At 58.1% G+C, this 24,012-nt stretch carries 20 protein-coding genes and 2 riboswitches; of the genes, 2 read left to right on the plus strand and 18 right to left on the minus strand.

Going from position 1 to position 24,012, the window contains the following annotated elements; translation table 11 throughout:
* Nucleotides 1–39: 39 nt before the first annotated feature.
* Together KOM00_RS15355 and KOM00_RS15360 are read right to left on the minus strand one after the other, a co-directional pair.
* Nucleotides 40–1,209: an Ig-like domain-containing protein gene (locus tag KOM00_RS15355; protein ID WP_216499819.1), complete on the minus strand. Its 1,170-nt coding sequence runs from the start codon at nt 1,207–1,209 to the stop codon at nt 40–42.
* A 94-nt stretch (nt 1,210–1,303) separates the two neighbouring features.
* Nucleotides 1,304–1,380: riboswitch (cyclic di-GMP riboswitch) on the minus strand.
* Nucleotides 1,381–1,522: 142 nt separating this feature from the next.
* Complete coding sequence (locus tag KOM00_RS15360) at nt 1,523–2,587, minus strand: Ig-like domain-containing protein (RefSeq protein WP_239031628.1); 1,065 nt, start codon at nt 2,585–2,587, stop codon at nt 1,523–1,525.
* A 157-nt stretch (nt 2,588–2,744) separates the two neighbouring features.
* Nucleotides 2,745–2,821: riboswitch (cyclic di-GMP riboswitch) on the minus strand.
* 622 nt (nt 2,822–3,443) lie between these two features.
* Here KOM00_RS15360 and KOM00_RS15365 point away from each other — a divergent pair.
* Nucleotides 3,444–5,486 (plus strand): Ig-like domain-containing protein, encoded by a 2,043-nt coding sequence (locus KOM00_RS15365; protein WP_216499821.1) that lies wholly within the window; start codon nt 3,444–3,446, stop codon nt 5,484–5,486.
* A gap of 89 nt (nt 5,487–5,575) precedes the next feature.
* Nucleotides 5,576–6,790 carry a hypothetical protein gene (locus KOM00_RS15370; protein ID WP_216499822.1) on the plus strand — a complete coding sequence of 405 codons (1,215 nt, stop codon included), beginning with the start codon at nt 5,576–5,578 and terminating at the stop codon, nt 6,788–6,790.
* A gap of 42 nt (nt 6,791–6,832) precedes the next feature.
* Here the strand turns inward: KOM00_RS15370 and KOM00_RS15375 are convergent, their stop codons facing one another.
* The 16 genes from KOM00_RS15375 to xrt all read right to left on the minus strand — a co-directional run bounded on the left by KOM00_RS15375 (nt 6,833) and on the right by xrt (nt 23,995).
* Complete coding sequence (locus KOM00_RS15375; protein WP_216499823.1) at nt 6,833–7,981, minus strand: sugar-transfer associated ATP-grasp domain-containing protein; 1,149 nt, start codon at nt 7,979–7,981, stop codon at nt 6,833–6,835.
* A complete protein-coding gene (locus tag KOM00_RS15380; RefSeq protein WP_216499824.1) occupies nt 7,981–8,904 on the minus strand; it encodes a glycosyltransferase family protein in 924 nt (307 codons plus the stop codon). The genes KOM00_RS15375 and KOM00_RS15380 overlap by 1 nt, the downstream gene beginning before the upstream one ends.
* 72 nt (nt 8,905–8,976) lie before the next feature.
* Entirely contained in the window at nt 8,977–10,266 is a 1,290-nt protein-coding gene (locus KOM00_RS15385) for a phenylacetate--CoA ligase family protein (RefSeq protein ID WP_216499825.1), read from the minus strand.
* Nucleotides 10,267–10,307: 41 nt separating this feature from the next.
* Nucleotides 10,308–11,621, minus strand: coding sequence for an O-antigen ligase family protein (locus tag KOM00_RS15390; protein ID WP_236027015.1), 1,314 nt, complete (start codon nt 11,619–11,621; stop codon nt 10,308–10,310).
* Nucleotides 11,621–12,970, minus strand: coding sequence for a phenylacetate--CoA ligase family protein (locus KOM00_RS15395; RefSeq protein WP_216499827.1), 1,350 nt, complete (start codon nt 12,968–12,970; stop codon nt 11,621–11,623). The genes KOM00_RS15390 and KOM00_RS15395 overlap by 1 nt, the downstream gene beginning before the upstream one ends.
* Nucleotides 12,967–14,109, minus strand: coding sequence for a glycosyltransferase (locus tag KOM00_RS15400; protein ID WP_216499828.1), 1,143 nt, complete (start codon nt 14,107–14,109; stop codon nt 12,967–12,969). Before KOM00_RS15400 ends, KOM00_RS15395 begins: the two co-directional genes overlap by 4 nt.
* A 7-nt stretch (nt 14,110–14,116) precedes the next feature.
* On the minus strand, nt 14,117–15,073 hold the full coding sequence (locus KOM00_RS15405; protein ID WP_216499829.1) for a polysaccharide deacetylase family protein: 957 nt from the start codon (nt 15,071–15,073) through the stop codon (nt 14,117–14,119).
* 17 nt (nt 15,074–15,090) lie between these two features.
* The gene (locus KOM00_RS15410; protein WP_216499830.1) at nt 15,091–16,074 is read right to left on the minus strand and encodes a GNAT family N-acetyltransferase; all 984 of its coding nucleotides are present in this window, start codon (nt 16,072–16,074) and stop codon (nt 15,091–15,093) included.
* Between the two features lie 13 nt (nt 16,075–16,087).
* Complete coding sequence (locus KOM00_RS15415) at nt 16,088–17,077, minus strand: polysaccharide deacetylase family protein (protein WP_216499831.1); 990 nt, start codon at nt 17,075–17,077, stop codon at nt 16,088–16,090.
* Nucleotides 17,064–17,699, minus strand: coding sequence for a serine O-acetyltransferase (locus tag KOM00_RS15420; RefSeq protein WP_216499832.1), 636 nt, complete (start codon nt 17,697–17,699; stop codon nt 17,064–17,066). The genes KOM00_RS15415 and KOM00_RS15420 overlap by 14 nt, the downstream gene beginning before the upstream one ends.
* 23 nt (nt 17,700–17,722) lie before the next feature.
* Complete coding sequence (locus KOM00_RS15425; protein ID WP_216499833.1) at nt 17,723–18,604, minus strand: glycosyltransferase family 2 protein; 882 nt, start codon at nt 18,602–18,604, stop codon at nt 17,723–17,725.
* 59 nt (nt 18,605–18,663) lie between these two features.
* Nucleotides 18,664–20,193, minus strand: a complete 1,530-nt coding sequence (locus tag KOM00_RS15430; RefSeq protein WP_216499834.1) for a lipopolysaccharide biosynthesis protein — start codon at nt 20,191–20,193, stop codon at nt 18,664–18,666.
* 32 nt (nt 20,194–20,225) lie between these two features.
* The gene (locus KOM00_RS15435; RefSeq protein ID WP_216499835.1) at nt 20,226–21,338 is read right to left on the minus strand and encodes a glycosyltransferase; all 1,113 of its coding nucleotides are present in this window, start codon (nt 21,336–21,338) and stop codon (nt 20,226–20,228) included.
* Nucleotide 21,339: 1 nt separating this feature from the next.
* Nucleotides 21,340–22,482, minus strand: a complete 1,143-nt coding sequence (locus tag KOM00_RS15440; RefSeq protein ID WP_216499836.1) for a glycosyltransferase family 2 protein — start codon at nt 22,480–22,482, stop codon at nt 21,340–21,342.
* Nucleotides 22,482–23,153 (minus strand): exosortase C-terminal domain/associated protein EpsI, encoded by a 672-nt coding sequence (locus KOM00_RS15445; protein ID WP_216499837.1) that lies wholly within the window; start codon nt 23,151–23,153, stop codon nt 22,482–22,484. Before KOM00_RS15445 ends, KOM00_RS15440 begins: the two co-directional genes overlap by 1 nt.
* Nucleotides 23,141–23,995 carry an exosortase gene (gene xrt, locus KOM00_RS15450; RefSeq protein WP_216499838.1) on the minus strand — a complete coding sequence of 285 codons (855 nt, stop codon included), beginning with the start codon at nt 23,993–23,995 and terminating at the stop codon, nt 23,141–23,143. Before xrt ends, KOM00_RS15445 begins: the two co-directional genes overlap by 13 nt.
* Nucleotides 23,996–24,012 lie beyond the last annotated feature (17 nt).

The following is a 24,012-nucleotide window of genomic DNA, read 5'->3' on the forward strand; positions in this document are numbered from 1 at the left end:
TGGCCACCTTTGAGCCGGTAGGTTCATCACTTGTTCCTCTCACAGCTTTCCGGTCAGTTTGGCGAGGATGACCACGACATCGCCGGTGTCGACCTTGCCGTTGGGCTGTGACTGGCCGTTCACGTAGGGTGCCAGGTCCAGGCGTTGAGTCTGCTCGACGGTGGGACTTAGCTGACCAGAGGCGACCTGCAGGGCAAGCTGCGCGTCTGCCAACGTAAGCGGAACCGCTGTCGAGGTGGAGGTGGAGGTGGAGGTCGAGGTCGAGGTCGAGGTCGAGGTCGAGGTGGAGGCCGAGGCGGTCTGGCTGGTACCATTATCTACTAGGACCGTCGCCGACGCAACGCTGCTGTTTCCGGCTGCATCGTAGGCTCGGGCACTGATGAGGTGGCTGCCGTTGGCAAAGCCGGTGGTATTCCAGGTATAGCTTACCGGGCTCTGGTTGCTGCTCAGCAAAAGCGTGCCGTCGATGGACAATTCGAGTTTGGCAACACCGAGATTGTCGCTGGCGGTTGCCGATACGTTGATCGTCCCGGCTACTGCAGCATCGGAAGGGGGCGCCGCCAGTGAAACGGTGGGCGAGATCACGTCCCCGACTACCGAAACGTTCACCGCTTTGGAGACAGCCTCATTACCCGACAGGTCAACCGCCCTGGCTGCAATGGCGTAGCTGCCAGGGGGGAGTGCCGCAGCGTTCCAAGTGTAGGTGTAGGGAGCGGTGCTGGTTTCATAGACCTGGGTGCCGTTCACCAGGAACTGCACCTTTGCGATGCCGACGTTGTCGGTCGCTGCAGCGCTGATGGCGATGGTTGTGGCTACGGAGGTGTTGTCGGCGGGCGAGGTTACGCTGACCACGGGGGGCAGTGTTTCGGGGATCTGTACGATGTTGGAGTAGACGCTCTCCTGTCCACCCGAATTGTAAGCGGTTACCGCGAAGTAATAGGAGTTGGCGGGGTCGAGCCCGCTGATGCTCGCCACGGTGACTTTACCGCTATCCACGGGGGCACTTCCTTCAACGGCTCCGGTTCCCTGGAAGGGAAGAGAGCTATTGTTGGCCTGGTAGTAAATGCGGTATCCCGCGAGATCGGCGTCCGGGCTGGGATCCCATGCCAGCGTCACCGCGGCGGCAAGGCTTGTATGAGGGGTGGCCAACAGCAATAACAAAAACAACGCGGACAGAGACAAAAAAACCGCCCTTCCAGATACTTCCATCGTTGACTCCCAAGGATCGGTCTGGGCCCTGTGCGTTTCTCGCCGGGAAGGAGGGAAAAAGAAAAGCCGGGACCGCAGCACCAGTACTTGGCATTTCGGCGACCCGGCTGTCTCAGAGAGACCCTGTAGGCTTTCCGTCCCACCCTCGCGGATGGTTTAGTATTATCGTCTACCTGTATTCGGTTGGATGGAGCACCCCACCGTCGGGTGGGCATAATATTTGATTTATAGTGAAAATCAACTCATCTGTTCCCATAAAACCGAGCACAGGATCTCATCCCGTGCCCGCTTCGTTCTCTGTCTACAAGCGGAACTACCTGGACACGGAGACCGCCTTGCTCCCCTTGTTTCCCGCAGCATCATACGCGTTGACGGTGACGGTATGGGTGCCGGCACCGACCTTGGCCGTTGCGCTGATGGAGCCCGAGTTGGTGCCCAACAGCAGCGCCCCATCCAGGAAGACCTCCATCCTGACCACGGCCACGTTGTCCTGGGCCGAAGCGGCGACCTTCAGGTTGGCGTTGTTGAGTACCAGTGAGGAAGGGGAGATGATTTTGACGCTTGGGGGGACAAGATCGTTGGCCACGTTTACGATCACGCTGGCGGAGCCGGCGTTTCCGGCAGCATCGGAGGCTATGGCGACGAGGGTATGGCTCCCGTTTCCGGCGCTGGCCGTATTCCAGTTGTAGTTGAGTGTCCCCTGGTTGGCGGCGTAGATAAGGGTCGAGTTGTCGTAAAGGGCGAAACCGGTCACTCCGACGTTGTCGGTGGCGCTGGCCGTCACTGCCACGGTGCCGCTTACCTGCTTGTTGTTGGTCGGCCCGGTTATGGTGACGGTCGGGACCACCGTATCACCGGCAACATAGACAACTTCCTCGGCGGTGCCCACGTTACCGGCTGCATCGTACGCCTTTGCTGTGAGGGTATACTGGCCCGGGGCAAGTGAGGCAGTAGGCCAGTTGAACGCATAGGGGGCGGAATTGCCGCTGGCCAGGAGGTTCCCGTTCACGTACAACTCCACGTTGCTCACCCCGACGTTGTCGACGGCGCTGACCCAGACCGCAACAGAGCCGGTCACGGTCGCACTCGCCGAAGGTGACGTGATCCCCACAACCGGAGGGACCATCTCTTTCACCTGTACGACGTTCGAGTAGACACTCTCGACGCCGCTGGAATTGTATGCGGTTACTGCAAAATAGTAGGAGCTGCCGGGATCGAGGCCGCTAATGGAAGCCGTGGTAGTGGTGGAGACATCGACAGGGGCCGCCCCTTCCACGGCGCCGCTGCCGATGAAAGGCTGGGACGAAGAGTTGGCCTGGTAGTAAATCCGGTACCCGGCGAGGTCGGGGTCGGAGGAAGGGTCCCACTGAAGGTTCACGCTGGAGGAGAAAGCTGCGACAGGAACAAGAACGAGAAAAAAGGCAATAACAAGCAACTGCAGAACATGCTGTGCTTTCAACACGGACCTCCACGAGAGGCGGAGCCCGTGCTCAAGACACAAAAAAACCGGGCACCAAGACCTGTAGTGCAGGCATTTCGGCGACCCGGCTGTCTCAGAGAGACCCTATAGGCTTTCCGTCCCACCCTCGCGGATGGTTTAGTATTGTCGTGTACCCAAATTGTAGGTTTCCTTTTATCAGAGCAGCGCAACAAAGTTGGTGATTTGAATCACAATCGAGGAAAATTATGTCCGTTTTTTAATCGATTAAACGGTTAGATGCCGTCACGCAGCCCCTGCTTGACCCCTCTCGGATATCGGATACGCTATTGCGGTGCAACAGATTATAAATAACCAACAAACCATCCTGTGCTTCCGTCCACCGACTCCCCGCCCCCGGAACTCGGTCGCGCTCAGGTTCCGCCCCCAGTAACAGCGATGCACACCGTTCCAATAAGCGGCATGACTCGAGTGAACAGCCGGTGGACCAATTCGGGCAGGGTCATGACCGGTACTGACAGAGCGCATATCTCTCTTTAGGAGAACGCCATTAGTGCGCTCACAACGGCAGGCTCTAACCAGCTAAACCCTTGACAAATAGAGAATAAAAGTCAAGAATTGTGTCAACCATCACCGGGCAGATTGCATTTTGTCTTTGTAAGATACAGCAGTTAGAAAAGGGAGAAGACCAGCCGCACTCGATCGACGCCACTTCATATCAGCCATGTTGATCCAGGCCACTGTCGACCACAAGCCGCTATGGGACGCATTTATGTCCCGCAGGAAGGAGCTGATCATGCGGAGCTTTTTTAGACGCGCCCTCGGGCAGATTCTGATAGACGGGAAATTCGTATCGAGGCGCGCCCTCAACCGCGCCCTGGAGCAGCAGAAACAGACCCACGAACTTCTCGGCGGGGTCCTGGTCAGGATGGGCGTCTTGAGTCCGAGCGACATCGGTGCCCCCCTTATGGTCCAGGAACACCTGACCAGCCTGGAAGACGCGGTCAAGCTCGCAGCCGGGCAAAGACAGCTTTTGGGCGCCCTGCTGGTGCAATCCGGAAAGATCACGGCCAGACAGCTTGACGAGGCGATAGCGGAGCAGCATCGAAGCGGCGAGAGACTGGGCCAGGTCTTCGTCCGCCTGGGCATGCTCACCGAGTTGCAGTTGAAAGGTCTATTGGACCTGCAGCACAACCAGGAAAGCCCGGCAAGCAACCCGCTGCGCTTGGGCGAATTGCTGGTGGCAACCGGCCAGATCAGCCGGCAACAGTTGGATCAGGCCCTGGCCAGACAGAAACAGACCGGCCAGCGGCTCGGTGAAGTCATCGTATCCGAAGGCTTCGCCCGCAAAAGCCAAATCAACCACGTGGTGCGGCTGCAAAAGCTCTGCGTCAACTCGGTGCTCGCCGCCATACTCTCCATGGGCGCGATGACGGCAACCGCCTCCGCTTCCACGGTTTCACTGCAGTGGGACCCCTCGGCCGACGCCTCGGTGGTGGGTTACAAGGTCCACTACCAGGCCGACTCCCAGACGACCCCATTTCTGGGGCCCGCCCCGATCGACGTGCAGACAGCAACCACGGCAAGCGTTGCCAACCTCGACCCGTCCCATTCCTACAGCTTCGCGGTGACCGCCTACGATGCCAGCGGCATCGAAAGCACATACTCCAACATAGTATCGGTGCCGGAGATGCAGCCCCCTGTCACCTCCATCACCTACCCCGCCACTTCAACCACGGTAGCCGGAGTCGTCTCGGTAACCGCGGATGCTACGGACAACGTCGGGGTGACCAAGATAGAGTTCTATGTCAACGGTGTCCTGAAGGCCACCGACACGGCGTCCCCGTATGTCTTTTCCTGGGACACCACCGCGCTTGCGCCGGGAAGCTACACCCTCATGACCAAGGCCTATGATGCGGCAGGCAACGTCGGCCAGTCCCAGAGCGTGACGGTAACCGTCGCCAACGACACCCAGGCACCCACAGTCTCTGTGACCTCGCCCAGCAACAACCTCACAGTAAGCGGTTCAGTGAGCATTGCCGCCTCCGCCACGGACAACGTGGGGGTGAGCCGGGTCGACTTCTACGTGAACAATGCTCTTCTGGGCAGCACCAATATGGCGCCCTATACCTATAACTGGAACACGAAGACCGTCGCGAACGGCGTGTACAACATCACCGCAAAGGCCTACGATGCCGCGGGGAACATTGGGCAATCGCAGATAACCACGGTCAACGTCTTCAACGACGTCACAGCCCCGGTCGTCACCCTCACCTCTCCGGCTGGTGGCTCAACGGTAAGCGGCACCGTGGCGCTGACAGCCAGCGCTACGGACAACGTGGGGGTGAGCAAGGTCGAGTTCTACCAGAGCAACACCCTCATCGGCACAAGCAGCGCAGCTCCCTACAGCTTCAGCTGGAACACCGCTCTGGTCGCCAACGGCACCTACACCATCACCGCGAAGGCTTACGACGCCGCAGGCAACGTGGGGGCGTCGCAAAGTGCAACGGTCACCGTCTCCAACGTCACAAGCGACACCATCGCCCCTTTGGCGTGGCTCACCTCGCCGGCTAACAACTCGATCGTCTCCGGCACTGTCACCATAAGCGGGGGGGGGACCGACAACGTGGGCATAACCAGGATGGAGTTCTACCAAAACGGCAAGCTGATGGGATCCAGCAGCACGGCACCCTATTCCTACAGCTGGAACACGACCGCCTACCCGGACGGAAGCTACACCCTGACCGCTAAGACCTACGACGCCGCAGGCAACGTGGGGCAATCGGCGAGCACGTACGTGACGGTGAAGAACACTACTAGAACGGGAAAGAAAAAATGAGCAGATGGTTGCGGCAACGGCATTTACCCGTTCCGTCCCCCCAAAATAGGAAATGATACCGTCCAGAGTGATGGGATAGGGAGAACAAAATGAGACCTAATCGTGTTGAGGCAATGCCCTCCAATCGACTCTACATTAATAAAAAATTCTGCCGGGTGATGACGTTTCTGGTGCTAGTCCTGATAGCCTCAAGCATAGATGTTCGTAGCCCGGTGTACTCAGCAGTTTTAAACCCGCCGAACGTTACCTCCATCACTGGCGAGCTAAAACATGACACTCTGGCAACCATCAACGGGATCTACTTCGGCCAGAAAGCGACACCTGCACCACTGGTTAGGGATGACTTTTCCGTTGGAAACAATGGTGACCTCCTCAGTGCCAGGGGGTGGTTGGTCGACAGCGACAATCCCGACTATGACAAGCCCCAGTTGAGCTCTGCAAAGCTCAGACACAGCAACAGCGTAAACTCCGCGAAATTCCATTTCACCAGGGCCACCTCTCCATTGCAGGATCTGGCATACAAGCAGGGCCTCCCGGTAACCGGCACAAAACGTTATGTGGACTACTGGATGTGGTACCAGATGCCTGTGCAGACATCGGGGCAACCCCAACACCAGCTCAAACTCCTTAAAGTCCAGACGGGAAACGGTTCCGCCGCCTCTGCGACTGGTGGGCCGGGGGTGGACGGGTACCCGTTGATCGACACCTACGCCTGGAGATATACAACTGGAAACAGAAGCACATATTTTCCGGTATTTGCAGCACCGTCGGTGGGCCCGTCCCTGTATTCTCCCATAAACTTTACCGATGGTGCATGGGTACACGTCCGGATGGCCATCGATGTAGGCACGGAAGGGGCGGCCAACGGAACGCTGAAGGTGTGGTTTGACGACACCCTGGTTATCAATAGAAGCGACGTGATGATGGTGGCCGCTGGATATGGGGCTCTCCCCTGGTTTAACAACTTACAGATCGGCAAGTACCTGGGAAACACCGACTACGACCCCCAAAGCGAAACCACCATATATTACTCTGAAGTCTACTACGATACGACGTGGTCCCGTGTGGAGATAGGCGACAACGCAGTGTACGACAGCTGCAAGCATAGGGAAATACAGGTGCCGCAGGGATGGAGCGACGGACAGATAACTTTCAAGGTGAATCAAGGCTCTTTCAGTAGCACTGAACCGGCCTATCTCTTCGTTATAGACGCTTTGGGGAATGTCAGTAATCCAATATCAGTGTCATTTAGCGGGCTGCCACCTGCACCGGCGAACCTTAAAGGGACCGTGATTCAGAAGTAAGGGTGTGGTCAGCGAGGAGGCTACGTTGGCGTTTAAAGCTCTTCAACGTTGAGCAAAAGAGTTGTTGACCAGCAAGTCGTAATGCCTGAACTCCTGCAGGACCGACGCATGTCTCAATATCGGGCCATAGCTTTGCTCGAGAGCAACGTTGTCATGCAAAGGGTTGATTTCTATCACAACTGGACCGGTGGCAGTGACCCCTATGTCGAGTCCCATGAACCTGAAAAATGGAAAAAACAGCTGTACCTCCTTAGCTAAGGCAGTCACTTTATCCCAGAACGGGATCTTGATGCTGTTGAACGGCTCTCCGGTTGCCGGATGTGTGTAGTAGACCCTACAATTGAAATCATTGGCGCGCTCCATGAGCGTTCCATCTTCTATATTGACTCCCACTGCAATTCCACCGGATGATAGATTGTCAACGTAAGCATCGCCAAGTCCAAAACGTATAAACGCCCCTACGATTATCACAGAGTTATCGTGGGCTAGAAGTGTTGCGACCCTGATGGTATTGAAAGCATTCGAAAGACGGTTAAACGATTCATGCTGTGCCAGGTACTCCTGAACGACGCATCTGGTCTTGATGACGTATTCTCCTACGGGAACTTTTCTTTCTTTGTCGGCAATGACGATCTCGCCATTGTCCTGAGAAGCCAGCAAGATACCGTGACCTCCGCTGCCTGCTACCGGTTTGATGATCATCCTTTCTCCCCCGCCGCAGGAGAACATCTCTCTCAACTTGGTGGCAAGGTCTTCCGTTGGATCGATGCAGCCGTACTGCCGAGGCAAGGGGAAGCCGCCCGCTTTGCAAAGCAGGTAGCAGACTTCCTTGTCCTCGAATAGGACTGAATATTCCGGCCTCTGGACGTGTCTGCTGAGCCGTTGTTTCTGGTAGGGATCGTAGATGGAACCGTAATATAACTTCCACTGCGATCTATCCAGTTCCCACAGTCGGCACAAGGAGTAATTGTCAGGATAGTATTTGAGCTTGAAAAATATGTAGAGCAGGTCGTAGGCCACTAAAAGCTTCGAACGCCGGCATTCCTCCCAACTGATCTTGAAGAAATAGTAGTACGGCAGTGCTGCAAACCTGATCAGGCGCCGTATATAGGGCGTCACCACCCCGGGCAACGATTTTATAGACTTGTAGCAGAAGTCGTAGAAGGATTCCAAGAGGTTAGCCGCTTTCATCACTGCACCTCCAGAGCCGCCTGGACGGACTGGAAAGAACTCTGCCACTTCACTTCGATCTCGTCTTTCATGACTTGGACCTCCCTTTGGCAGGCAGGAAGATTGTCCCGCACGAAGCGGATCCCGGCGGCGATCCCGTCTGTTGAATTCTCCACCAGTACGGCCCGATCGAAATAATCCGCAAGCACCGCCTTGTTGGACGTGATCAGTGGTTTAGCTGCCGACACAGCTTCATAGCAACCGCAGAGCATGCAATGATCGGCGGTGGTCAAGACCATAACGGCATTGACAGCATTGAGCATGTTTATGAATTCTTGTTCCGGGAGGAACCCGGTGAATCTGACGTTGGGAGGCAACGCTTCCGTCAGTTCGGGGAACAACTTCTTGAAGTTCCCCGTCACGTAAAGCGTAATGTCTTCACCGACGAGGCTTTGCATAGCCTGAAAGATCAGCCCGATCGGCTCATCACCCCCAAAGGATGAAATTGCAAGAACAGAGAATCCCTCTTGGAGCTCTGGACGTGCAGTAGGTGCCACATCAGGAAGTTTGTCCGGCAGGATTAAAGGACGACCGCCTGCATCGGTAACGAGTTGCGCAAGAAAGGTGTTGGTCACGATAGTAAAGTCGGCATGTTTCAAGGTGAAACGGTGCAGCAACAGGAACACCAGGTAATCTAAAGAAAACTCCCGTCCCCTGTTAAGGCGGAAAGTGGTATGCCTGTCGACAACAACCCTCCTTCCCGTGAAAATCCGATACAGACAAGCTACGGCTGCCAGGATCATCGAGGGATTTTGGACAAAGAGCAAAGACGGCCGAGATATCATCAGCAGCCGTATTGTCTTGAGACAGCAGGCGAGGTGCCTGAATGCCCCTGCCCCAGCGATCACGTGCAACTCGCATTGGAAAGCTCTCGCGAGTTCCACTGATCTTCTCTGATTCTCCCATGTTATCCAAAGGCGCGTCTCCAAAAGTACTCCCTCCTGTAGAGAGTCATATCAATCAATCATCTCAAAGTAGCTGAACTTCCTGCCCTCATCCAAAGGAATAGAGCCGAAAACCAGATCATAGCCGATCTCACCGTTTAGAATCTTGTCGAGCGGCGGCCGTATAGCTGCGACGAACTTTGCTTCATCGCCTACCAAGTCAACCTTTATCTCCAATCGGCCCTTGCTGTAGTAGATCTTGAAGCGCCTCACGTCAAAACCGCGCTGGCAGACCTCCTCGATGGCATAAGCCACGTAAACGGCGTGTAACCCTCCCCCCGTCGTTGGGATCAGCTGATTGATAGACCGTCCCTGCAAGGACCTAATAACGGGAAGAGCGCGTCCGCACTGGCAAAGACTGGCTTCGATGGTGGCAACATCACCGAGACGGTAATTGATCAACGGCATGACGCGGTTGTTGAGATCGGTGTAAATCACCTCGCCTTCGTGCCCGGGACCCACGTCCTGCCGCACTACGGAGTTGACGGAGACGAGATGCAGGGATCCCTGTTCGCACTGGAAGGCAAGAATATCCGACTCTGAGCATCCGTACTCGACAACGACCGGGCAGCCGAAGACCCTCTCGATGAACTCAGTCTGGAAGGTATGTATGGTCTCCGCGGTACAGATGACAGCCTTTAGTGGGAGTTTGGGCAGTTTTTCTTGATCGAAGAAAATGGCAGCCTGCAAAATCAAAGACGAATATCCATAGAAGTAACTGGGCTGATACTTTAACAGTGCCTCATACTCGGACATGTTTTGCTGCCTGTCCTTATGGTGGAAGCAAAAACGCTTTCGATTCAAAAGGAAATCCTTCAGCATGTAAGAAGAACTTGTTACGGGCCGCCCCCAGAATCGCGCCTCCTTGTCGCCAAGATCAATACCATGCCAGCCATACAAGTGATATCTCGTTGCCACTTGCCATGACAAGGCGTCGACGTCTACCCGCACCTTGACGGGATGACCAGTTGTCCCCGCAGTATCTCTTACCGCCAAAGTCCGGTCACCTGCGCTGCAGCGGTACAGTTGGTCGAGTTCCTGTTTTTCGAGGACTGGCAGCGACGCCAAGAAATCGGTGCCGGTCTTCTGTGCATCGCCCCCGTCTGTCAGTCGGCCAATATAAAATGGATTGCGATTGGCCGCGGAAATGATCGATGCGAGTTTAGCCTTTTGGATCTCGCCGACATTGCGGTATCCATCCTGCTCCTGAACTTTCAACAAGGCTGCAACTTCTTTATAGCGGATTCCCTTGGCCAAAAACACAGCAGGGAAGATTACGTACCTGTGCAAATAGCTGAACATAACATAGCACTCCAAATGAACCGGCTTCGATCACACATCATTTAGTATCTTATTCCAACCCTGTCATACGCGGACAGATGTCTGGCCATATTGGCCAAGGCTATGGTCACCCCAATGGCGAACCACCAGTAGATTTCGTAGAGATCCATGCCAAACATACCAAGCGCTAGCCGAATGGCTATGAAACAACTCGTTGCCAAGGCCACTTGCTTTATCAGCATCAGGTCCTGGTAAAGCTGCGAACTGGGATCGGGCAGAAGATGCAGGTTCGCGGCAGCCCAAACATGGATGCCACGCAGAGTCTTAAACAGGGAGAAAAGTAGCAAACAAAACACGATAAAGCCCTGGATGCCGAGATTGGTAGCTACTTCGAGATATAAGTTATGGGTATCCTGAAAACGCCCGAACTTCTCCATTCTGACCTTTGGAAACGCCGAGATGCCTATCCCCAGAGGGTGCTCCGCGAACACCTGGACTGCATCCTTTATGATCATGATCCTCGCCTCGGCCGAGTGCCCCTCTTTTTCTTGCTGGGTGAAGATGCTTTGGAACCTCTCGTAGTAATCTGCAGGCACGAGGGGCGCGCAAATGATCATTGCAGCGAAGGTGAATAACAATACCCTTTTCTTGTTTTCTGAAGCGAAAAGGACAAAAAGGAGGAAGATGATGAGACCGACATATCCGGTCCTGGAGCCCGTGTATAGTACGATGTTGAGAGAGAAAAGATAAAGAACCGCCAGGAGGGCCTTTACCTTCTTGTTCGACAAAGGCCAAAGAAAATGTACGAAAGGCAAGGTCCCCAAGGCCATTCCAGCCAGGGAGTTCGGGTGCGTGTAGAGCGGTGTTGTGCCGTGAAGTCTCATGATACCCTGGTTCTCCCACACCAGTGAACCCGTTACCCGCCCCAACAGCCCTTCCTGGCCCATCTTGAAACAGGCAAGCAGGAAAGCGGCCAAGAAAAATTTGAGGTGCCTAGGGCTTCTCACAAAACAAACGATGAAGAAAGCCAAGGCCGAAAACTTCAAAATGCGATCAACGAAGATGTCGTATGAGCGGTTAAAGTCGTGCGAGAACGGTAGTTGCACCAGCAATATCAAGAAATAAAGGAGGACATAGAACACCAGCTTATGATTCAGCTCAATTTTTGGGGTGAACACCACGGCAACGATGCCAAGAACAAAGGCATACCAGAATTCAAAACGAATAGCTCCCAACGCAGCAATGCGGTAACCTATCTGCAAATACCAGATAAGGACGTAACCGCAGAAAAAAGCGACAATAGGTGTGCCGATCCTGGGATATATTTCTTCACCGTAGACTGACGTTGTGCCTGTGTTATAAGATGTGAGCACCATCACCGTCGTACCTCACAAATCGAAAAACGATATTTGCCAGAAGATTCCGGCGGGATTGTCTCCAGTTCCACAAACCTGATATTTATATTTCCAAAGGTATTACAAAGAAATTCGGCAAGCTGCTTCTGAACCTCCGGTTCATAGCCGTGCCCGGTAACAAGATTGACCGTGAAAGAATCGATTGAGTGCTGAACTATCTGCATCTGGTCAAGCCCCTTGTACTTCGTCAAGGTATTCTCTATCAATGAAATGCCGGCGACACGGGAACCATCGGGTTTGACCAGGAAGTCCGCTGTCCGTCCCACCACTTGCTCCATCAGGGGAAATCCCCTGCCGCAGGAGCACTTGCGTCCGGAAGGAACCCCGACATCTTCAACCCTGTACCTTACAAAGGGCATCGCATAGTTGATGAGGTCGGTGATCACCAGGTTCCCTGCCTCCCCCCCCCCCGCAGCGGTACCGTCTTCCTTCAAAAATTCAACGAACAGATGGTCCGTATTCAGGTGCATTCCCTGGTGCTCCTCACACTCACACCCGATCAGGCTCACCTCTTCACAACCATAGCGGTCGGTCACCTTTACCTGGAAGACGTCCTCGATGTACTGCCGCTCGTGCGGGAGCAGCATCATCGATGTGGAAAGGATCCCCTTGGGCCTCAGATGCTCGATTTTCAACTGACGCAGGTATCTCGCCAGCAAAAAGATGGAATGCGCGTGGCCAAAGAGCAAGGTCGGCTTGACGGCCTCCCACTCGCGAACAAAGGCGGTCACTGATGCGTTGTTCACACACATTGTGTCGAGATAGATAACCGGGCCCAGCAAAGTGTCCTTAATCCTTTCCTTCAGGGTGGTGGGAAGCTGAGGGTTGCCCCAAACTGCAGCTATCGGCTCTCCTACTTCCCATCCCGTCCACCTGTCATGACGTCTGGCGCAGGCATTTCGCAACTCGCTGCACTCTTCGGTGATATAGATATCCAGGCTTTTGCCCGTGGACCCCCCTGTTTTGAAGTGCATCAGCCGGTCAATGTCATATCCGTTACTGATCATTCTAGCGGAGTTCTCACGAATTTCTTTTTTGGTGAGAACGGGAATTCTTTTAAAGTCGTCCAAGGTCCAGGGTCTGCCGGTCGAAAAACCTGCCTTCTCGAAGCGTTGACTGTAAAAGGCGTTTTCCTTGCCGGCAAATTCGACAAGTCTTTTCAGCTTTTCTTGCTGACGGTCCTGGAGCTCTTTCTCAGTCAGGAATTGTGACTTTTCCAGTTCCCGCCAGTAAGAGCGACGCGGACTCCTCGTATAGTGGCAGTACAAGGGGTCGAAAACGTTCTTCCTCAGGAAGTTCATGAAGCTCATACTCTCCCCCCTCCCCCCTGAACCAGTCGCCGGTAAAGAGCGAGGTGTTCGTCCGCCATCTTTTTGATGCTGAACCGGTCGGCAAACAGCCGCGCCCCGTTCTGGCCGAGTTCCCGTGCATGGTCCCGCTGGGACAAGAGAAGCCTCAGTTTTTCCGCCAGCCCGGTGACGTCTCCCACGTCCACCAGGTACCCGTTGACGCCCTCCGCAACAAGCTCAGGGTTGCCTCCGGTCCTGGTACAGATCACGGGCTTGCCGCACCCCATGCACTCGATTATGGCATTGGAAAGCCCCTCGGATTCGGAACACAACACCGCGACGTCGAGGTCGGCTATCACGGGCAAGACGTCGCGGACGCTTCCCAGGAAATGGATCCTCGAGGTCATCCCCAACTCCCCAGCCAGCTTCCTCAGCGATGATTCCTCAGGTCCGTGCCCGGCAAGAACCAGATGCGCCGCCGGGAATTCCCCCGCCACCAGGTGAAAGGCCCGGATCAGGTCCTGGTGCCGCTTTATCCCGTCGAGGTTTGCTACCATCCCCACGATCGCGTCACCTGCGCCAAGCCCCAGCGAGCCCCTCAGACCGCCCCCCATGGCGGCTGCAAAGCGCCCCATGTCGATCCCGTTATAGATTACGTGAACCTTCGCCAACGGGTACCTTTCCCTTTGATTGACGTTCGCCTTCACCGCATTGCTGTTTGCAACCATGCCGTCGACGAACAGATTGCTCAGAAACAGGCACGCGAGTTTCGCCGGGGTGTACCAAAACCCCATGTCACGCCGGGACGAAACGACTCTGCCCCCCCCCAACCTGGCGAACAATGGCGCGAGGATCGATGCATCGTTGAAGAAGATATGCACTACATCGACCTTTTCGCTGCGCAGCTGTCGCGAGAAGGAGAGCATCGCCGCCAGTGCCTTCACTGAAAAGATCTTTTTGATATCCAGACAGCTTATCTTGAATGGATAGTCTTTGAGGTTGCGTGTGTAGGAGGTTTCCCTCAGAACGACAACCTGGGGATCGATCTCGTCACGACTGAGGGAATTGATCAGGTTGATGAACTGAACCTCGGTCCCTCCACCGGACGGGCCTCTGAAGTCATCCAGTATAAAAACAATTCTGAGTCGTCTAGGTATCATAGCGCCTTTAGTGGCTGTAGAGTTGGTTGGCAAGCTTGTTCACGGAGTCGTATCTGCCAACGCCGGTTCGCGGTATCTCGAAGACCGGTTCGTTGGTCCACGGCTTCGCCTTGGTTGTCACGCAGCTCCTGAATCCGAGGCCTTGAATGACTTCGATGGCTTCGTTGTCATAGTCCCCGTTGGGGAACGCGAAGTGCTCGACGGCTGCCGAGGTCCAGTTTTCCAACAGCTCCCTGCATTGGGAGACGGTCGCCCCGATTTGGTCGCGGGAGAGCGACGGCAACAGGCTGTGACAGTGAGTGTGCGCACCTATGGTCACCAACGGCGAGCGCGACATCTCCTTAACCTGCGCCGGCGTGAGATGCCTCAACACCCGTTCCGGTGCCGCATCCGCCTGCGTCAGAAGCGACTTGACGGCAGGCTCCAGGTCGGTGCGGGGTAGTTTCTTCAAGTCCTGAAGCAGGCCCTGTATGTGGTCCCACTTGCGCTCCCCCTTGGCATGACGGCTGACACGATACTGCTTCCCCGTGAACGCGGACAGGTCTACCCGATACTCCTTCGGAGCCTGAAGCGACTCAATGACATCGTTGAACCAGTAATTTCCGTTGCCCTGGCACCCCCTGGTCGCCACATACACCGTTACGGGGAACTGATATGCCTGGACAATGGGGAAGACCACCTCGTAGTTTCCGGCGTATCCGTCATCGAAGGTCACCACCATGAAGTCCTCGCGCAGCGGGTTTCCCGAGGCTTGCAGGGAGAGGGCGTCGTCCAGTGCTATGACGGTGAAGTTCTCCTTGAGGAACTTGACCTGCTTGGCAAACTCCTCTTCCCGCACCACGGTCCAGGCCTCGATGGCGCAAGCAGCCGGCAGTACCTCGTGGTACATGAGCAGGTTGATCGAACCGCGGCTGCCCTTCAGCCTGTTGATCCCGGCAGCCGCCTTGTATAGGAGATCCTTCAAGGTCTCACCTCTGCCCACTACATGATCTCCGCATCACCGAAGGTGATGTTCCATTTGGAGATGTCATAGAGCCCCTCAGGGGCCACTCTCCCCGATCTGACCAGCAATCCTTGCCCCTGGTGGCCGGACCTCATCCGGTTGGTGATGAACTGCCCCGTGACGCTCCCCGGGTAGGTGTGCCACATTTTCAGCTTGAAGTCGCACCCCAGGCTGCGCAGATGGCAAAACAGAAAATCCAGGGTCGGCTGCACATCATCCAACCACAGAAAGTCGCAAAGGACGAACTCGCGGCTGCGGCTGTCGATCCTGATAATGGCGACCTTGGTCACCCGCCCATCGGCCCGGGCGCCTATGTACCGGTACTGGTTGAAAGGATGACGCTGGTAACGCCATTGCAGGTACCCGAAGCTGCGCTCCACGGTGAAACCGCACCGGCTCAAGGCGCTGAGGCTAAAGGGGAGATCCCGCAGATCCTCGAACTCGAGCTCGACAGCAGGCTCCGCCTTTGCGGCGCGGTAATGGCACCTGCTCAGGAGGTAAAGCGCCGCCTGCCTGGAAAAGAGCCGGGTCCAGCCGACCTGGTACACGTAATCCCTGAGCGTCCCGATCTGCCGCCACCCGTTCCTTATGAAGCCCCCCCTGGACAAGTCGTTGGCAAAGTTGAAATAGAAGTCTATGTCCTTGAAACTCTCCAGCCCGTGCTTCAGAAGGCCCGAGAAGACCCCTTTTCCCCTGAAATCGGGATGCACGACCGGATCGACATCGCGGCCGGCGACATAGGAGCAGTCGCCGAACAGCGCCTTTTTCCTGATCACCGCGTACATCCCCACGATGCGGTCGCCGCACTCGGCAACGGCGATCCGGGACGGCGCGAGCAGGTTTTCCAGGTGCAGCCACCCAAAGCGCCTGGCATCGAACTCGTCGGTATGGCCGGTTCGCAGCAGTTCGAGGCAGTTGCCGAAATCCGCAGGGGCATAGTCGCGATATATCAGGTCAGACATGCCACACCTCTGATCATCCACCAGTTAAAGACTCCCCGCCGTAGAGCTTCCACAAGAAGTCTTCCCGGTCCTCGGTCACCCCCATGCGTGGCAGCATGTGACGGTCCCACCGCTTCAGGTCGATGCCGAAGACGGCGCCGGCATAGTGCTGGCGCACGCTGCCGAGAACGGCTTCGTTGATGTCATGCGGGCTGCTGTTGGGATAGCAAAAGGTGCTGACCTCGCAGCCCAGTTGTTCTTCCAACCGCCTCTTTGACAGCCTCACTTCCCGGTCCAGTTCCTCCAGCGGCACCCGGGACAGGATGGGGTGGCTCACGGTGTGGGAGCCGATCTCGATCCCGTGAGAGCCGATGTCACGAAGCTGGTCCCAGGTCACCGCCTCATACTCGGATGGGGGGTGCGGCGGCAGCACCACGCCAAGCTGTGCCAGGACCGAACCGATAAGCGCCTTTCGCTCGTGGTCGGCCACCTTCAGGCAATGGGAGCTTACCGCGCTCCACGCCTGCCTCTTCGCGTCACCACCATGCAGAGGGAAGCTCGCGACTCCGTCGCCGAGATCGAGTGTCAGGCTATCGGCATGGGTCACGGAAAAGGCATGTTCCAGCATATCCGGCCACAGCCACACGTGCCGGTCGATGAACCCGGTCGTGACATAAAAGGTGGCGGGCAAGCCCCGCTTTGCCAGCTCGGGGAAGGCGATGTCATAGAAGTCCCGGTAGCCGTCGTCTACCGTCACTATGGCGCTTTGCTTCGGCCATCGTCCGTGCCGCTCGAAATGCCCCAGGCACGCGGCCACCGTCATGACATCGAACCCGCTCCTCAACTGCTCCAGCTGCCAGATGAACTCGTCAACAGCAAGAGCATCGCTTCCCGGCTGCCGGGAGCGGGCGAACCTGTGGTAGACGAAGATCTTGGGGAAGTCGCCCGTGGCGCTGTTCAGCAAGCCCCGAAGCATCCTGTTGCCGACGATGGCCGTCTTGATACTGTTTTTAACCTGCCGCATCACTGTCTCGGAGCCCCATTCTCTTTTCGTCGAAGACGATGAAATCCCGGCTCGATCCATAATGGATAATCTTTGCGGGAATACCGACTGCTACCGCGTTGTCGGGCAAGTCCTTGGTGACGACTGCGTTGGCACCGATGGCGACGTTGTTGCCTATGTTGAGCTTGCCGAAGATCTTGGCGCCCGGAGCTATGTAGACGCGGTTACCGATGACCGGGGTGTGCTGTTCGCCTCCGCGGCCGGCCTGGCCGATGGTCACCCCCTGGGAGATGTTGCAGAATTCCCCCATGACGGTGCGAGTGGAGAGAATGACCTGCCCGAAGTGCCCGATGTAGAGGCCTCTGCCGATTCTCGCGGTAAAGGGGACCTCCATGCCCGTCGCCACTTCGGCGAACTTTTGCAGTATGGTCAGGAAGGGAAGAGCGAGCTTTGGAAGCCCTCCGTACCTCTCCCTGTTCCTCACGCACCAGAATCCTGCTCGGTACACGATTAAAGTCCATATCGCCTGAGTCAGAAGGATTATCTTTATCTTCTTTATCAGCGAGATGTCGGGAGAATCTTCCTCGTCGTAGAAGTAACGATAAAGATCGTACTTCAGATATTGTTCGCGCCCCTTGTCCATAAGACGTTCCTTTTGAGTGCCGCTTACCCAATTATAACCTTGACCAGTGTTTTCCAAAACTGCAACCTGTCGGGTCTCATCTTGAGAGCGCGTACGGCTTGTGTCATCGCCTCGCTTTTAGTACCGTTCTTAAGCTCCAGCAAGGCATAGTCGGCATACAGGAGCGCCTTGGCCTCATCGAGAGTTTTGGCGGGCACGGCGTCCGGATACGCCCTCTGGAATTTTTCCAGGATCTTCTCCGCGTTTTTCAGGCGCTTCACCTTTTGATGCGACATCTGGTTCTCCCAGAGCCGGTAGGAATAGGTCTGCTCGGGCAAAAACCTGAACCGGTACCGCACCGAAATCCTCAACCACAAGTCCCAGTCGATCCCCATGGCCAAGGCCTCGTCAAATCCCCCGACCTCGTCGATCACCTCTTTTCGGACCACGGCCGAATTGAAGTTGACGAAGTTGCTCAGGAGCAGCTTCGCGGTGATGTCGCCGTCGTGATACTTTCTCTCGATATAGGGGAGGACAGCTCCGGAACCGTCTATGTACTCCGCATCGGAGTAAACCACCCCCGTCCTTTCTGATGCCACGAAAAGCGGCAGCTGCCGCTCCAGCTTGTTCGGTTTCCAGAGATTGTCCGCGTCCACAAAAGCGACGAAGGCGCCCTTGACCTCGGAAAGCCCACGGTTCTTGGCGACGGTTTGCCCGCAGTTTCTTTCCAGCCGGATGTACCTTACGCGCGGCTCCGCGGCAAAGCGCGCCATGACCTCGGACGTATTGTCGCTGGAGCCGTCATCCACCACGATGAGCTCGAGATTCTGGTACGTCTGCCCCAGAACGGATTCCACAGTCAAAGGGAGGTACTGCGCCATGTTGTACGTTGCCGTGACTATACTGACCAGACCGTAATCTACCATTGCTGACATCTCCTCTATCGCTCACCGGAACCGGGAGCATACCGTGGCGGCTAGCGGCATCACCCCGCCGCTGCCGACCGGTAAAATCGGGACTTGAACTGGGTGGTGAAATGCCCCCTGGTGTCGGCGGGCAGGGTGAGGAACCAGACCGCGGCGAGGTAGATCGCCCCGCCGCAGGCAAGCTGCAGGATCAACATGACATAGCCGGAAACCGGGAACAGCCGGGCGAGCAGTTGCGCCGCAGCGACAAAAAAAAGCAAGGGGAGCAACAGCCGCTGCAGCGTCTGCCGGGCGTAATCGCGCAATGAGAGCTTCATCAGCCGGCAGGTCATCACCAGGGTGACCAGGTTGCCGACCACCATGGTAACGGTCGTGCCCAAGGCCGCCCCGGCCACCCCCCAGACCCGGGCACCCGCGATCCCCAGCGGGATGCTGAGCGCGGACATGACGAGCCACACAAGCGCACTGCGCCCGTGCTGCCCCTGGGCCGTCAGCATGCGGAAGGCGTTGCTGGCCAGGGCGTCGGCGACAAGCCCCACCAGCAGGCAGTAGAGCACCCACCGCCCGGCCACGGCGTAGGACCTGCCGATCCAGAGGGCGAGAAAGGTTTCCCCGTAGTAGAAGATGGCGACCGGCATGGCCAGCGTGACGATCTGCAGCGCAAGCGACGTGTTGAGCCACGACGTCACCAGCTCGTCGTGCACCCCCTTGCCATAGGTGGAGCTGAAATAGGGGGTGAGCGGAAAGCCTATGGCAAGCGCGAGGCCCTTGGCGTAGTCGATGAGGCGGTTGGGCATGGCGAAGTAGACTATGGTCCCAAGCCCGAGCACATGACCGATGATGAAGGGGACGCTCTGGTTCTGGAGGCGCCCTGCCACCTGCATGGTGGCATTCTTGACACCGAAGGAAAACAGTTCCCCGAGCTTGCCCCAGCTGACCGCCGAGCGGGACATGCGGGGAAGCTGCGGATCGAGCTGCACCGCCGCCGCGAACAGCAGGAGTTGCACCAGGGAGAAAAGCGGCTCCAAAAGGGCCAGTACGATCAACCCGCGCCCGGCGTACATCCTGAGGAGATAAAAGGTGAGGACGGCTCGCAAAAGCGCCAGCCCCCCCCGGGAGAGGTTGATGAAATAGTGACGCTGCACCCCCATGAGCGTGGCGATGAACACCTGCTGCGGCAGCACCAGCGCGGCGTTAAGGCCGAAGAGGAGAAACACGGTACCGATGTTGGCGATCTCGCCGGTTTCCTTCCCGCCGACCAGGTAGGGGAAATAGCCGAGCAGGATGAAAGCGAGCACAACCGCGACGCCGACGGCCAGAAAGAAGGCGAAGGAGGTGCTCATGGTACGCCGCATGTCGTCCCTGTCCTCCTTGCCGCTGGCGACGGCGACGAAACGCACCAGCGCAGGCCCCACCCCCAGGTCGAGCAGCCCCATGTACCCCACGACGCTCATCACCAGTTCCCATACCCCGTAGTCGCGGTTGCCGAGGGCACGGATGACGACCGGGCTCATCACGAACGCCACCAGGATATTGACGGCGTAAAGGATGACACCGGAACAGGAATTGAGGATCAGCTGCTTCTTCACGGTCGCTCCGACTCGTCAGGCGAGGACGGTACTCATACCAGCCCCGCGTAGATGGAAAGATATTTCTGTGCCATGGCCCTGCTGGAAAACCGCTCGGCGACCATGGCGCCGGCGGCGGCTACCCTCTGCGCGGCTTGGGCGGGATTGCCGAGGACGGCCCGGATTCCGTCGGCCAGCGCAGCGCTGGAGCCTGGCTCGACGAGGACTCCGCAGTTTCCCTCCTGCAAGACACCGGGTATCCCCCCCACCCGGCTGGCTACTATCGGCACGCCCGCCTGCATGGCCTCCAGCAGCACCATGGGAAGCCCTTCGGTGCGGGAGGGCATGGCGAAGACGCCGAACATGGGGATATACCGTTTGCCATCGCGGAGGTAGCCCGGCATGAGGAGCCGGTCGGCCACACCGAGCCGGCGTGCCGCTGCTTCCAACCCACCCCGCTCCCCCCCCTCTCCCAGGATGACCAGGCGGAGGTCGAGCCCGCCGGCAACCAGGGCAGCAAGCGCCTCGAGCAACAGGTCGAACCCCTTCTCCGGTGACAGCCTCCCCAGCGCTCCAATAGTGCACCCGCCCGTGATGAAGGAGACGAGCGCAGGATCGAGCTCTTCCTGGTCCGGCTCCCCCGGCCCAGCGATGCCGTTCTCCACGATGGCGGTGGTCCCGGTAGCCAGGGAACGAAGCCGGGGGTGTTGCAGCATCACCGCGCTCACCAGGACGACGCGGTCGGCACCGTTGAGCGCCAGGGCGTCCAGGCGTTCGTAGAGCAGCATCCGGTTGAGCCCTCCGGTCCAGGTCCAGCCATGTACCGTGCTTACCAGCGGCAGCCGGCGCAGACAGCGGGGGAGCAGGCCGAAAAAGATGTTCCCCTTGTACCCGTGGGAGTGGAGCAGGTCGACCCCCTCCCGGCGGGCATAGCGCAGGATGGAGAGGACTCCGGCCGGGTTGGGACCGGGCCGCATGCGGAAGGTTTGGACCCGGAGACCGAGCCGCGCCCCTTCCCTTTCGATCTGTTTCTCCAGGCAGCCAGGCTCGCCGATGCTGGCGAGGATCGGCTCCAGCCCCAGGGCCACCTGCTCCCGCATCAGGTTGAGCAGCATCGTTTCCGCCCCGTACAGCCCGCCGCTGTCTATGACGTGCAGGATCTTCATGTCACCCCTTGCGCGGCGCCCAGAGGACCTGCTTCTTGCCCAGCAGGAACTTGCCGCAGGCGTGGGCGGCGGCGATGTTGAGGAGGCAGAAATACCTGCCGAGGGAGAGCAGGCGGCTGCCATAGCCGGCACGCTCCAGGAAACGGGAGCAAAGGGCCAGCAGGTACAGGACGTTTTGCGCCAGGAAAAGCACCCGGTACGGCCAACCGCCGCCCAAGAGCATGGCGTTGGCCAGGTAGGCGACGGCGAGAAAAACGAAGCAGAGGTAGCGAAGCACCTTGTGCGACCAAAGCTGCCAGGAAAAGAGCGGGTAGCGCAGCGGGTTCAAAAGCGTCCTCATCTCCCACAGGGCCCAGAAGGCCCGCAGCGAGACCCGCACCCGCATCCGGTACTCGTCGGCGTCCTCCTTGAGGGCCTGTTCGCACAAGAGCGCCTTCGGCTCGTACACCACGCGGTACCCCTGTTCCACCACCCGCAGCGGCAGCACGAAGTCGGGGAGGAGGTCCGGGTTCATGGGGCGGTACAGGGAGGCCCGCACGGCATCGATGCCGCCGTCCACGCCGACCACGGAGCCGACCCGGGTCTCCAGAGCCCGCAGCAGGTTCTCGTAGCGCATGTAGGCGCCGCACCCCTCCCCTACCCCGGTCCCCTCCTCGTTGGCGTAGACCATCTGCCCGGTGACATAGCCGACCGAGGGATCGGCGAAGTTGGCAACCACCTGTTTCAGGGCATCGGGTGCGTAGAGCGAGTTGGCGTCGGAGAAGACCACGATCTCGCCGCGGGCGAGGGGGACGGCAAGGTTCAGGGCGCTGGTCTTGCCGGCGCGGGGCTCCTGCCGCATGAGCCGGACGCCCCGATCGGCGAACCCGGCGACGATGGCGTCGGTGCCGTCGGTCGAGCCGTCGGAGACCACCATGATCTCGAGCCTTTCCCGGGGGTAGTCCAGGACCAGCTTGTTCTCTACGGTTGCGGCGATGACCTGGGCCTCGTTATAGGCCGCGATGACGACGGTGACGGAGGGTTCCCCCCCCCCTTTGCTCACCTCGCGTCGCACGACCATGCCGAGGCACGCGGCGGCCAGGGGATACCCGAGGTAGGTATAAAAGATCAGCAGGAGCGAACCGAAGAAGAGTGCTTCCAGCATCAGGAATGTCCTTTGTCCTCCATCTGCCTCACGTAGCGCACGAACTGGGGGTAGAAGTCGTCGATGAACCGGAAGATGCGCTGCCGTGCCGCCTCGGGGGTGCCGGCGCCGACCGGAGCGCTCAGCCTGACGAAGGCGTTGTCCTCCCCCCGCCCGGATATCCTGTCCATCAGCATGGCCAGTTTCTGGGAGTGGGTGTTGGCGGTCGCCTTGTCGTTGACCTGGAACCAGTAGACGATGACCTGCTTCTCCCCCTGCAGTTCGGCCACCATGGACGAGTAGGAGATGGTGTACTGGGGGTGGCTGGTCAGGCGGTAGCTCCCGCTGTCGCGCTGGCCGATGGTCCACCCCTGCCCCTGGAAACAGACCAGGGGGTCGTGCGCCGCGCCGACCTTCTTGGCGCTGCGGTAATAGCCGACGTAGAGGCTCAGCTCCCCGCGATCGCGCTGGTAGGCCTGGAAGAGGAAATCGTCCAGGTCGAGGGCCTTAACCACCTTCTGGTCCATGGCGAGTCTCTGGGTGCACTGCCAGGAGCCTATGTTCGCAAACGCCGTGGCGAGCGGCTCCTTGCCCCCCGGGGGGGCCTTGCGGGTGGCCGAGTTCGCCCCGAGCGCCGCCAGGATGAGCAGCACGCTCAGAATAATCAGCCGTGCCGGTTTCAACGCTCGCATAGGGCAAGCCCCCTTCCGCAAAGGACGAAGAGTCCCAGGGCCGCCAAGAACACGGCCAACCCCAGCATGGTATGAGCGGCGCCCTCGGACAGGTCGAGGTGGCCGTAGTGGAACACGGTCACCAGGACGAAGACCCGCAGGATGTTGACCAGTATGGCGATGGGAACCGCCAGCACGAACAGGATCGCCCGCAGGGCCGTCGAGCGCAGGGTGAGGTAGGAGACCACCGCGCCCAGGGTAAGCAGCGCCATGATGGAGCGCAACCCGCTGCAGGCCTGCACCACCTCGAAGCTCCCACCCGGGAGATGGATCACGTTCCCCTCGTGGTAGATCGGGACACCGAAGAGCGCGGCGAGCGCGACGCTCACCTTGGCGACGATGAGCTGCAGAGGGATGGTCAAGGCGGCGATCACCTGCGCCGGGACCGGGACCATGAAGAACAGGAGCAGCAACGGGAACAAAGACACCCTGAAGACCCGGTAGCCGCATAGGTAGATGGTCCCCCCCCAGATGAAGAAGATCATGGAGAGGGAGACCGCGGTCTGCATCTCGGCCCTGCGGGCCACCACGTAGCAAAGAAGCGACAGCGCCGAAAGGACAAGTCCCGATCCGGCGCCGGCAAGCGGCTCGGCGGCGAGACGGGCGCGGTTTTGCCAGAGAAAATAGAGGGCTATGGGGATCACGGCGAAGCCGTGCGAATGGTCGTCTGAGCCGGCCCAAGCTCGCACCAGCCCGGAGAGCACCGGGAGGTAGGCGTACAGGAACGCCCCAGCGAGGATCGCCGAGAAAACCGGGATTGTCGGGTTCATCTTTTCGCTCATTGCCACAGTATCCTCTGCCATGTCTCTTCCATCCCGGG

The organism is Geomonas diazotrophica (assembly GCF_018919385.1).
GTDB lineage: Bacteria > Desulfobacterota > Desulfuromonadia > Geobacterales > Geobacteraceae > Geomonas > Geomonas diazotrophica.